We start from the raw sequence: 12,038 nt of genomic DNA, 5'->3' as shown, positions 1-12,038 counted from the left end.
TCGTTCTGATAGCACGAATGTAGGAGATTCCGCCCGCCTTGGGAATTCACGTTACGGCAGGCCGCCTTCGCGAACGGCTATGGCGGCCCGCCGCGGGCTTACTTGCCGCCCTTCAGGATGTCATGCCATTTGTTGGTCTGGTCGACGATGAACTTGCCGAATTCTTCCGGCTTCTGGCCGCCCGGTTCGGCACCTATCGTTTCCAGCGCCTTGGCCATCTGCGGGTCCTTGAAGGCATCCAGCACCGCCGCGTAGAGCTTGGCCTGGACGTCCTTGGGCGTCTTGGCCGGCACGACCAGGCCGTACCACGTCGAGAAGGTGTAGCCCGGCAGGCCGGCCTCGTCGATGGCCGGGATGCCCGGGAAATAGGTGCTGGGCTTTTCGCTGCTGACGCCCAGGGCGCGCACGGTGCCGGCGCGGATCTGCGAAATCGCCGAACCGCTGGTTTCGATGGCCATCTGGATCTGGCCGGAAATCAGGTCGGCCATCATGGGCGCGCCGCCCTTGTACGGAACGTGCGCGATATCGATGCCCGCCATCTTCTTGAACAATTCGCCGGCCAGGTGCTCCGTGCTGCCGATGCCGGCCGAACCGAAGTTCAGCTTGCCCGGATTCTTCTTGGCGTAGTCGATCAGTTCGGGGACCGTCTTGACCGGCAGCTTGTTGTTGACGATGAGCAGGTTGGGCGACGATGCCACGATCGTGATCGGCGCGAAATCCTTTTCGAAGTCGTAGGTCAGCTTGTCGTAGGTCGACGGCGCGATGGTGTGGGCGATGGTCGACAGGAAGATGGTGTAGCCGTCCGGCGCCGAACGCGCCACATAGGCCGCGCCGATGGTGCCGCCGGCGCCCGCGCGGTTGTCGACGATGACGGGTTTGCCGAGCTTCTTGGCGATGGCCTCTGCCAGCGGACGACCGACCATATCGGTGGTGCCGCCCGGCGGGAAGGGGATGACCAGGGTGATGGGACGCTCGGGCCAGGCCGCATGGGCCGTCAGGGTGCTCGCGCAGAAAGCGGCGCCCGCCAGCAATTTCCCGATCAGGGATTTGCCGAATCTCATGTAGTTCTCCTGAATTGCAGCAATGGACTGATGGCGGTCCGTGGGCGGCTTTGCGCGCCGCGCTTGTGGAGGACCGCGGTGTCCCGCGAGCATGGCCGGATTGTATACCTGCGTGTACACCGCCATGCCGCGGCCGTCGCTGCTCTGCCGGAGACGCTACGCGCCCACGGGCGCGCCATCCGTGCGCCGGATCGCCAGGGTCGACGAACGCGGCGTGCGGCCGGCTTCCGGCCAGCCCTGGGTAGGATGCTGGATGTTCACGAAGAAGGTGGTCAGGTCCGGGGTGTAGGCGATGCCGGTCAGTTCGCAGCCCACCGGCCCGACCAGGAAGCGCTTCGATTCGCCCGTGGCGGGATCGACGCAATACATGCCGTTGTTGCCGAACACCCGCGACGTCGCGATTGTCCCCAGGTTCATATCGGTTTGTATCCACAGGCGCCCGGCCGCGTCCTGGCGCAGGCCGTCCGGGCTGCTGAAGGCATCGCCCTTGATATTGCCCGCGAGATTCGGCTTGCCCTGCGCGGCCGCCTGCTCCGGATCGCCCGCCAGAAGAAAGATGTCCCAGGTGAAGGTGGCCGCCAGCGGGGAATCGCCCGCTTCGTTCCAGCGGATGATGTGGCCATGATGGTTCTCCGCGCGCGGGTTGGCGTCGTCCACCGGCGCCTTGCCACCCCGCCCGGTGTAGTTGGTCAGGGTCACGTAGATGTCCTTGCGCGGCCCGACGGTGATCCATTCAGGCCGGTCCATCACCGTGCCGCCGGCCGATACGGCGGCCTTCTGGCATTCGACCAGCACGTCGGCCTGCGACGGATAGCCTTCGGCGGCGGTCAGCCCGGCGGCGCCATGCCGCAAGGGGAGCCACCTGCCCTGGCCGGCGGGATTGAACTGCGCGACGTACAGGGTGCCCTCATCCAGCAGCCCGACGTTGGCGGCGCGGTCGGCGGCGTCGAACGGACGATCCGGCACGAACTTGTAGATGCAGCCGGGCGTGCTGTCGTCGCCCATGTAGAACGCCACCCGGCCGTTGGCGTCGGCCAGCCAGGCGACGTTTTCGTGGTTGAAGCGGCCCATGGCCGTGCGCTTGACGCCTTGCCGCAGGATCTTGCCCTGCGGGTCGAGTTCAACGACCCAGCCGTAGCCCTGCCGGGGCTGGCTGGTATCGAAATAGTTGAAGGTGCTTTCTTCGCAGGTCAGGTAGGTGCCCCAGGGCGTGGCGCCGCTGGAACAGTTGTTCAGCGTGCCGGTCACCGTGGCGCCGACGCGCTCGCGCGCCGGGCCGCCCACGGCATAGGTGCTGTTGCCGGTGTAGCGGCGGTTGTAGGGGGAATCGCGCTTGACGCGCCATGCCTGGTCGACGAATTCGACCTCGATAACGGATACGCCCACCGCGGACAGCGCCACGCGCTTCTGGTCGGCGGTCGCCTTCTTTTCGTCGAAGGCGTCGTTGGCGAAGCTGTCTTTCGCGAAGAACACCCGCATGTCGACCTGTTCGTGATTGATCGCCAGCAGGCCGCCCTTGCGCGGATCGACGCCGGGCAAGGCAAAGTAATGCATGCCGTCGTGGTCGCCGCCGGCGCGCTTGCCGGCCTGCTCCCACGTGGCGACCTCGCCTTCGGACCAGGACGCCGAGCCTGTTTCCACCGCGTCGCCGGCCGAGAACAGGACCTGCACCTCATAACCCGGCGGGACGATAACCCGGTCGGCCGTCGAGCGGGCCACCGGCTGGAAACGGACCGCGTAGTCCCTGGCGGGGTCCAATCCATCGGCCCCGGCCTTGCCGCCGGCGGATGGCGATCCCGCCGGATTCCCGGTGCCATTGGCGTCGCCCGGGCCCGCGGCCAGGGCCGGCGCGCCGAAGATCGAGAGCGCCGCCGCGCCCAGGCCGGATTTCAGCCACACGCGGCGCGCCGGATTCAGGGCCAACACGTCGTCCAGGGACTGGCCGGGCCGCGCCGTGGCTGGCGTGGCCGCCGGCTCCCGGGCATGGGACAGGCCGCGGGCCTTGGCTTCGTCGGTGGAACGCGACATCTGGGCTCTCCTGAATGGTCATGGGCATGCGCGGGTGTACGCCACGCGCGCGGATCGCCACATGGTGCGCGCGGAGTTTGACAGCTTGTTGTCAGCCAGGCGGACTCCAGGGATGCGCATCCACTTCGGCCCGCAGGCATTCCAGGAAATGCGAGGTCCGCGCCGAGCGCGCCTCGCGCGAAGGCAGGAGCGCGATGACGTCGGCATCGGGCAGGCGCCACTCGGGCAACAGCGCCACCAGGCGGCCGGCGGCCAGGTCGGCGGCGACGTCCCATTCGGAGCGGACCATGATGCCCATGCCGGCCACCGCCCAGTCGTGCACCACGGCGCCTTCCGTGCAGGCCAGGACGGGCGCGATCCGCACGTTGGCGACTTCCCCGCGCGGGCCGGCGAAACGCCACAGGGTGACGTCCTCGTCGTTCTCCCGCAGGGCGATGCATTCGTGGGCCCGCAGGTCCTGCGGCCGCATGGGCGCGGCGTGGCGGCGCAGGTAGGACGGCGCGGCGCACAGGATGCGCCGGTTGGAGGCGATGCGCTGCATGATCAGGCTGGAGTCGCGCAGTTCACCGATGTGGACCGTGACGTCCCAGCTGTCCTCGGCGAAACGGCCGGGCCGGTCCGAACAGGTCAGCGTGGCGGTGACCTCCGGGTGGTCGCGGCGCACGCGCGCGACCGCGGGGGCGACGTAGCGATGGCCGAAGCCCAGCGGCGCCAGGACGCGCAGATGCCCGGCGATGACGCGGCGGCGGCTGCCCAGGTCGTCGGCCAGCAGGCCGAGTTCGGCGCAGATGCGGCGTCCGCGCGCCACCAGGAGGTCGCCCTCGTCGGTCAGCGCGGTATGCCGGCCGGTCCGCTCGATCAAGCGCGCGCCCAGGCGCTTCTCCAGGCCGGCCAGCCGCTGGGTGACGGCGGGCGGCGTCACGTTGAGCGTGCGCGCCGCCTCGGCCAGCGAGCGGGCGGCCGCCACCGTCAGGAAGAACTGCAGATCCTCGCTGGAGATCACCCCTTGCTCCATTAAGTTGCGGCTTAAGCCGGGATTGCGGCGCCGCTTAACCTTGGACTTTAGCGCGCTGTTCATACTCGCGGCACTCGTGATTTACCTCATTGCCGCTGGCGGCCGGGCGCCGATGCCCCGGGCCACACGCCCAGAGCGGCCTCGTTCCCGACCGGAGCTCCTATGCGACGTACCCTTGCCCATGCCCTGTCCGCGCTGCTCGCCAGCGGCGCGCTGGCTTCCGCGGCCCATGCCGCCGATACGGATTGGCCGAAGCGGCCCGTGACGGTGATCGTCGCGTCGGCGGCGGGCGGCTCGGCCGACGTGCTCAGCCGCATCGTGCTCAAGCACGTGGCCGAGGATACCGGCGCCAACTTCGTGATCGAGAACCGGCCCGGCGCCGCGGGGAACATCGGCATGAGCCAGGTCAAGCGCGCCGCGCCCGACGGCTACACGCTGGGCTACGGGAACATCAATACGCTGGCGGTCAATCCCGCGCTGTTCAACAAGCTGCCCTACGACGCGGCCAAGGATTTCGCGCCGGTGGGCCAGATGTTCGCCGTCTACAACCTGCTGGTTGTGCGCGGCGATTCGCCCATCCGCAGCGTGGACGACCTGATCGCCCAGGCCAGGCGCGAACCCGGCAAGCTTTCCTATGGCGCCGCCGGCATCGGCAGCAGCGGCCAGATGGCGGGTGAACTGTTCAAGCAGATGGCCGGCGTCGACGTGATGTTCATCCCCTACAACGGCGACCCCGCTTCGCTGTCCGATCTGGCCGGCGGCCGCCTGGACTACACGTTCACCAACGCGTCCGTGGCATACCCGCTGGTGAAGAGCGGCAAGCTGCGCGCGCTGGCGATCACCAGTAAACAGCGCGTGCCGCTGTTTCCCGACATGCCGACGCTGGACGAGCTGGGCCTGAAGGGCTATGAGAACGTGTCATGGGGCGGGCTGGTGTTTCCCGCCGGCACGCCGCAACCCATCATCGATCGCCTGTCGCAGTCGCTGCAGAAGGTATTGGTCAGCGATACGCTGAAGCAGGATCTGGCCAATGCCAGCGCGTCGCCCGGCACGCCGGGGACGCCGGCGGACTTCGCCCGCTTCATCGCCGCGGAGCAGCGCAAGTGGGGCGACCTGATCACCGCCGCCCATATCGAAAAACAGGATTGACGCCGCCATGCCGCTACGCATCGCCCTGCTGGGCTTCGCCATCGAGTCGAACCGCTATGCGCCGGTGTCCACGCGCGAGGACTTCGTGTCGCGCGCCTACCTGGCCGGCGATGCGCTGCTGCGCGACGCGCGCAGTCCCGCGCCGCGCATGACGCCGGAGATCCCCGCCTTCGTGCGCCGCATGGACGCGGCGGGCGACTGGACGCCGGTGCCCATCCTGTTCGCCAACGCCGAATCCGGCGGCCCGGTGGAACACGCCTTTTTCGCCGATACGCTGGCGCAGTTCGAGACCCGGCTGCGCGCCGCCCTGCCCGTGGACGCCGTGTACATCTGCGAGCACGGCGCGGCCATCACGACGGAAGAAGACGACCCCGACGGCCTGGTCTTCGAAACCGTGCGCCGCATCGTCGGCCCCGCCATTCCCATCGTCGCGACGGTCGACCTGCATGCCAATGTCTCCGACCGCATGGTCGATCAGGTCGACACGCTGATTTCCTATCGCCGCAACCCGCACGTCGATATGGCCGAACGCGGCGCCGAAGCCGCCGACGTGCTGCGCGAGCTGGCGGCCGGCCTGCGCGTGCGGGTGGCGCATGTGCGCATGCCCGTGTGCGCGCCGCCCACGCAGCTGCTGACCGCGCCCGGCACGGGGCCTTACGCCGACATGATCCAGAAAGCGGAAGCGCTGGACGACGATCGCATCGTCAATATTTCCGCGGTGGGCGGTTTCGCCTACGGCGATACGCCGAAGAACGGCTTGACGGTGCTGGTCACGACGCGCGGCGATGCCGACCTGGCGCGCCGCCTCGCGCTCGACCTCGCGACGCCGGCATGGGGCGACCGCGCGGCTTTCTTTCCGCAGTTGACGTCCCTGGAAGACGCGGTCGCGTTGTCCGTCTCCGTGGGCAAGGACGCGGCGCTCGATGCGGTACTGCTGGCCGACGTGGCCGACAACCCGGGCGGCGGCGCGCGCGGCAACACGCCGTATCTGTTGCAGGCCCTGATCCGGGCCGACGCGCGGGGCGTGATCGCCGGCGTCATCACCGACCCCGAGCTGGCCGCGGACGCGCACGCCGCGGGCGTCGGCAAGGCCTTGCGCGCGCGCTTCAATCGCAGCGAGACCACGAAGTATTCCGATCCCTTCGAGGCCGACGCCACCGTGGTCGCGCTGCGTGACGGCAAGGGCGTGGGAAGGCGCGGACAACTGGCCGGATGCAGCTACGACCTGGGACCCTCGGCACTGATCGCGGTGGGCGGCATACAGATCGTCGTCATCACCCACCGCCATCAATGCCACGAGCCCACCTTCTTCGAGATGTTCGGGCTGGACATCGGCGCGGCGCGCACGGTTGTGGTCAAATCGCGCGGCCACTTCCGTGCCGCCTTCGATGAATTCTTTCCGCCCGAGCGGATCTACAGCGTGGATGCGCCGGGCCTGACCTCCCCCATACTGTCCCGCTTCGACTTCCGCCGCCTGCCGCGGCCGGTCGTGCCGCTGGACCCTGATACCGAGTGGACGCCCGCGGTGCGGATGCGTCCCGCCATGGAGACATGACCGATGACCCTGACGAACACCGACGCGGTCGCCACCCGCCTGCTGCGGGACCAGGAAACGCCCAGCCTGGTGCTGGACGAGCGTCTCATGACCGCGAACATACGGCGCATGCGCGAACGTGCGCATGCGCTGGGCGTGCAGCTGCGCCCGCATCTGAAAACGCCGAAATCGATCGATGTCGCGCGCCGCATCATGGATACGCCGGAAGGCCCGGCCACCGTTTCCACCCTGCAGGAAGCGGAGCAGTTCGCGCAGGCCGGCGTGCGCGACATCCTGTATGCCGTGGGCATCGCGCCCAACAAGCTGGATCGTGTCGTGGCGCTGCGGCGACAGGGCGTGGACCTGACCATCGTGGTCGACAGCGTCGAAGGCGCGCAGGCCGTGGCGCAGAAATCGCGAGCCAGCGGCACGCGCATCCCCTGCCTGATCGAGCTCGATACCGACGGCCACCGGGCCGGCGTGGCGCCGGACCAGACCGATCGGCTGCTGGCGATCGGCCGCGCCTTGCATGAAGAAGGCGCGGAACTGCGCGGCGTAATGACGCACGCCGGCGAATCCTACAACTGCGCGAGCACCCAAGCCATCGAAGCGATGGCCGAACAGGAAAGGCGCGGCGCGGTGGCCTGCGCGCAGGCCTTGCGCCACGCCGGGCTGCCCTGCCCCGTGGTCAGCGTGGGATCCACGCCCACGGCCTTGTTCAGCCGCGACCTGAGCGGCGTGACGGAACTGCGTGCCGGCGTATTCGTGTTCTTCGACCTGTTCATGGCGGGCCTGGGCGTGTGCAGCCAGGACGACATCGCATTGAGCGTCCTGACCACCGTCATCGGCCATCAGGAAGACAAGGGCTGGATACTGGTGGACGCCGGCTGGATGGCGATGTCGCGCGACCGCGGGACGGCCAAGCAGAAGGTGGACCAGTACTACGGCGTGGTCTGCGATATCGACGGCAAGCCGTATCCGGACCTGGTGATGCGCGAGACCAACCAGGAACAGGGCATCCTCGCCTTGCGCCCGGGCAGTACCGCCACCCTGCCCGACCTGCCGCTGGGAACCATGGTGCGCGTACTGCCGAATCATGCCTGCGCGACCGGCGCGCAGCATGACAGCTACCACGTCATCCAGGACGACTCGGGCCGGGTGGCCGCCCACTGGCCGCGTTTCCGGGGCTGGTAGCCGCCGGCCGGCGGCGCACCATGCGTGGGCATGGGCGCACCATTACGCGCCATGCCGTGGAACGCCGACCGCGTACGCGGCCCGCGGCGCCCGGGCAGCGCGCGGCGTCGCACCTGGCACAGGCTTTGCATGGGATCACCTCCAGACCAACCGGCCTGGAGCCCCCACCATGAGCGTTTCCGCAGAAGCCGCACTCGGAAGTTCCAAAGATATCCTGAGCAACCGCTGGACCCAATTACTGCTTGGACTGGTCTGCATGATGGCCATTTCGAGTCCGCAGTATGTCTGGACGCTATTCACCAAACCGTTGTCCGCCAAGCTGGGCGTGCCGCTTTCCGAACTGCAGGTCACGTTCTCGCTGCTGATCGTGCTGCAGACTTTCTTTTCGCCCTTCCAGGGCAGCCTGATCGACCGCTTCGGTCCACGCCGGCTGATCGCGCTGGGTACGCTGATGTCCGGCTGCAGCTGGATCCTGGCGGCGTCGGCGGGCAGCATCGGCATGCTGTACCTGACCTATGGCGTGGTGGGAGGCCTGGGCACCGGCATCGTCTATGTCGGCGTGGTCGGCCTGATGGTGCGCTGGTTCCCCGATCGTCGCGGCTTCGCCGCCGGCATGGTGGCGGCCGGATACGGGATGGGTGCGATCCTGACGACCTTTCCCATCGCCGGGGCCCTGGCGGACAGCGGCCTTGAAAGCACCTTGTGGCGCTTCGGCGCCCTGTTCGCGGTGATCGGCGTGATCGCCGCGCAAGGCTTGCGCTCGCCTGGCGACGCGCCGGCCGCCGCGCTGCTGTCGCGGCTGGGCGGCATGGGTAATTCAGCGCGCGACCTGGCGCCGCGCGAAATGCTGAAGCAGCCATTGTTCTGGCTGATGTTCGCGATGATGACCATGATGTCGACGTCCGGCCTGATGGTGACGTCGCAGATGGCGAGCTTCGCGCGCGATTTCGGCGTCGCCGACCTGATCGTGTTCGGCATGGCGGCGCTGCCGCTGGCGCTGACGGTGGATCGCCTGACCAACGGATTGACGCGGCCGTTCTTCGGCTGGGTGTCCGATCGCTATGGGCGCGAGAACACCATGTTCATGGCCTTCGCGCTCGAAGGCATCGCCATGGCGGTGTGGCTGGCGACGCGCGAACATCCCCTGCTGTTCGTGCTGCTGTCGGGCGTGGTGTTCTTCGGCTGGGGCGAAATCTTCTCGCTGTTCCCGTCCACCTTGACGGACACGTTCGGCACGCGCCACGCCACGGCGAACTATGGCTGGCTGTATATCTCGCAGGGCATAGGCTCGATCCTGGGCGGCCCGCTGGCGGCGTTGCTGCACGAGAAGACCGCCAGCTGGCACCCCGTCTTCTATTCCGCGATCGTGCTGGATATCCTCGCGGCCCTGCTGGCGATCGCGGTGCTCAAGCCCGCACGCAGGAAATACCTGGCGCGCTGACGCCACGGTCCGCATCTTCAGCGGCGGCGCCATGCGCATCGCCGCGGCGGGCGCCGCACTACAATCGCCGCGTTGACCATCATCGACGCGGCGAACGGCGTGCCCAGCGAACGACCACCCGGGCGGCCCGGTACGGAGCCGGCCCCTCTCACGTCCCTTGCGATCCCCCGGGGGCCGGCCGACGTGCGGCTGTGGCGCCTGGACCTGGACCTGCGGGCGCCCCTGCCCGCGGACGTGCTGGCATTGCTGGACGACGCGGAACGGGCGCGCCTGGATCGCTTCCACCGGCATGAAGACCAGGTCCGCTTCGCGCTGACCCGGGCGGCCTTGAAGCGGTTGCTCGCGGGCGATGACGCGGACGCGTCGATACGCTTCGACTACACACCGGCGGGCCGGCCGATCTGGCGCGACGCGAACGTGCATTTCAACGTGGCGCATTCCGGCGCGCTGGCCTTGATCGTGCTGTCGGAGCGGCGCGCGGTCGGCGTGGACGTGGAACGGCGGGCGGAGGTGGATGTCGAGGCGCTGTCGGCCATCGTGCTTACGCCGGGCGAGCGCGCGACCCTGCAAGCCTGCGCGGCGGAGACCAGGCGCGACGCGTTCTATCGATACTGGGTGTGCAAGGAGGCCGCGTTGAAGGCCACGGGCCAGGGGATCGCGGAAGCCTTGCAGCGCATCGAGGTGCTTGCCGACGATACCGATGCCGACGCGCGCCGGGACACACGCCACATACGGTGCGTGGATGACCGGATGGATGACATGCGAATGCTGTCGTCGCTGGAACTGCGGCTGCTGGCCCTGCCCGCGGCTTACACCGGCGCGGTGGCCTGGGCATCGGCCGACGGCGCCGCCGCCGGCGCGGGTGACGGCGGCGGACCTTCCGACAAGCGGCCGTTTTCCATCCTCAGCACGCGGTCGCCGACGTCGAAATAGCGGTCGTCGTGCGAGATCACCAGTACCGTCTTGCCGCGCGCCCGCAGCTCGGGTAGCAGCTCCAGGTAGAACACCCGCTTGAACACCGGATCCTGGTCGGCCGCCCATTCGTCGAAGACCAGGAAGGGCCGGTCCTCCAGATAGGCCGCCACCAGCGCCAGGCGCTTGCGCTGCCCCTGCGACAACGCGCGCGTGTCGAAGGCGCCATCGCGCACCTGGACCTTGTGCTGCAGGTGCAGCCTGGCCAGCCAGCCATTGGCCTCGCGGTCCAGCGTATACCGCGGCGCTTCCAGCAGGCGGTCGAACAGATGGAAGTCGGAAAAGATGGCGGTGAAGGCCTGGCGGTAGCGGTCGCGGCTGGCGTCGTCGACCGGCACGCCGTCATACAGGATCTGGCCGCCCTCCGGCCGGTATAGTCCGGTCAGCAACTTGGCCAGCGTGGTCTTGCCGCTGCCGTTGCCGCCGACCAGGAAGACGATCTCGCCCGGCGCCAGCGTCAAGTCGATCGGACCCAGCGCGAAGAAGTAATCGCTCTGTTCGTGATAGTAGCGATGCAGGACGCCGCGCAGCTCCACGCGCGCGGCGGCGGGCGGCGCGGCCTGGATGGCGGGCGGCTCGTTGGCGGCCAGGTCGTCCGTCAATTCGGCGATGCGGCGCGCCGCCACCTTGGCCAGGTTGGCGCGCGGGATATTCAGCAGCAAGGCTTCCAGCGGCGCCACCATGTAGAGGAACAGCAGTGCGAAACCCGTCATGACGCGTTGCTGGTCGGGCTCGCCGGCCGCCAGCACGAACAGCACCAGCCCGATGAAGGCGTAGATCAGGAAGCTGCTCCAGCTGGCCGATACGACGAAGATGGACATGCCGCGCGTGCGCGCGCGGCGCACGGCTTCGATGGCGGCGTTCAGCATGCCGGACAGGAAGGCCTGCCGCTTGCCCGCGTTCAGCCGCAATTCCTTCGCGCCGCCGCTGATCGCGCGGAAATGGCCGAACAGCGCGTCCTGGTGGCGCGAGGCGGCCTCCAGGTGACGGATGGCCCGCAGGTGCGCCAGGTGATATCCCAGGGAGCCCAGCCCGACCACCAGCAAGGCCGCCAGGAAGACCGGCCACGACAGCATGGCCATGTAGACCAGGCATCCGGCGACGATAACGGTGTTGGTCAGGATGGCGGGCAGGCTGACGAAGTACTGCGCCACGTTGGCGCTGTGCTCGGTCAGCGCCGATTGCAGGCGATCGGCGCCCACGCGTTCCTGCGCGGCGTAGTCGGCATGCACGGCCCGCTCGGCGATATGGCGGCGCAGGTCGGCGTGCGTGCGCTGGCTGAGCCGTTCGAACAGCAAGGCCGCGACCATGCGGAAAACCATGACCAGCACGGCGGTCAGGGCGAAGCGCCATGCCAGCTGGGCACGGTCGGCGGCGGTCGCGGTCAGGGCGATGTTGATCTGGGCGACCAGCAGGACGCTGGCTGCGCCCGCGCCTATGCTGGCCAGCGTCGCCAGCGCCAGCAGGCCGCGGGTCTTTCTGAGCAGCTGTTTGATCAAGCGGGCCACCTGCCGAATGGGACGTCCATGTGAAGGTGACGATCCAGGGGCGGGGAGATTTAGCTCGCCGCCATGTCGGTCCCCGGGCCGGAGGGTCCCCGTCTCGCGCCGGAGCTCGACGTCGCCTTCGCATGCCGGTGCCGGC

8 protein-coding genes and 1 pseudogene are annotated in these 12,038 nt (G+C 68.6%); 5 read left to right on the top strand and 4 right to left on the bottom strand.

Annotated features, from left to right (window positions below):
* Window positions 1-98: 98 nt before the first annotated feature.
* The 3 genes from CAL26_RS11215 to CAL26_RS11205 all read right to left on the bottom strand — a co-directional run bounded on the left by CAL26_RS11215 (window position 99) and on the right by CAL26_RS11205 (window position 4,092).
* Window positions 99-1,061, bottom strand: a complete 963-nt coding sequence (locus CAL26_RS11215) for a Bug family tripartite tricarboxylate transporter substrate binding protein (protein WP_094846922.1) — start codon at window positions 1,059-1,061, stop codon at window positions 99-101.
* 156 nt (window positions 1,062-1,217) lie between these two features.
* Window positions 1,218-3,089, bottom strand: coding sequence for a PhoX family protein (locus CAL26_RS11210; protein WP_094846921.1), 1,872 nt, complete (start codon window positions 3,087-3,089; stop codon window positions 1,218-1,220).
* A gap of 91 nt (window positions 3,090-3,180) precedes the next feature.
* Window positions 3,181-4,092 carry a LysR family transcriptional regulator gene (locus tag CAL26_RS11205; protein ID WP_094846920.1) on the bottom strand — a complete coding sequence of 304 codons (912 nt, stop codon included), beginning with the start codon at window positions 4,090-4,092 and terminating at the stop codon, window positions 3,181-3,183.
* Between the two features lie 174 nt (window positions 4,093-4,266).
* Between CAL26_RS11205 and CAL26_RS11200 the strand changes: the two genes are divergently transcribed.
* From CAL26_RS11200 to CAL26_RS28800, 5 genes and pseudogenes are all read left to right on the top strand, one after another.
* Complete coding sequence (locus CAL26_RS11200) at window positions 4,267-5,253, top strand: Bug family tripartite tricarboxylate transporter substrate binding protein (RefSeq protein ID WP_094846919.1); 987 nt, start codon at window positions 4,267-4,269, stop codon at window positions 5,251-5,253.
* A 7-nt stretch (window positions 5,254-5,260) separates the two neighbouring features.
* Window positions 5,261-6,808, top strand: coding sequence for a M81 family metallopeptidase (locus CAL26_RS11195; RefSeq protein ID WP_094846918.1), 1,548 nt, complete (start codon window positions 5,261-5,263; stop codon window positions 6,806-6,808).
* A 3-nt stretch (window positions 6,809-6,811) separates the two neighbouring features.
* The gene (locus CAL26_RS11190) at window positions 6,812-7,981 is read left to right on the top strand and encodes a DSD1 family PLP-dependent enzyme (protein ID WP_094846917.1); all 1,170 of its coding nucleotides are present in this window, start codon (window positions 6,812-6,814) and stop codon (window positions 7,979-7,981) included.
* A 169-nt stretch (window positions 7,982-8,150) separates the two neighbouring features.
* Complete coding sequence (gene oxlT / locus CAL26_RS11185; RefSeq protein ID WP_094846916.1) at window positions 8,151-9,422, top strand: oxalate/formate MFS antiporter; 1,272 nt, start codon at window positions 8,151-8,153, stop codon at window positions 9,420-9,422.
* A gap of 99 nt (window positions 9,423-9,521) precedes the next feature.
* Window positions 9,522-10,130, top strand: a pseudogene (locus CAL26_RS28800) (4'-phosphopantetheinyl transferase family protein); the annotation flags it as partial.
* A 101-nt stretch (window positions 10,131-10,231) separates the two neighbouring features.
* Here the strand turns inward: CAL26_RS28800 and CAL26_RS11175 are convergent.
* On the bottom strand, window positions 10,232-11,893 hold the full coding sequence (locus CAL26_RS11175) for a cyclic peptide export ABC transporter (RefSeq protein WP_094847043.1): 1,662 nt from the start codon (window positions 11,891-11,893) through the stop codon (window positions 10,232-10,234).
* Window positions 11,894-12,038 lie beyond the last annotated feature (145 nt).

The organism is Bordetella genomosp. 9 (genome assembly GCF_002261425.1).
Taxonomy (GTDB): domain Bacteria; phylum Pseudomonadota; class Gammaproteobacteria; order Burkholderiales; family Burkholderiaceae_B; genus Bordetella_C.
The sequence above is the reverse complement of the archived record's forward strand: the minus strand, read 5'-3'. Positions and strand labels throughout refer to the sequence as shown.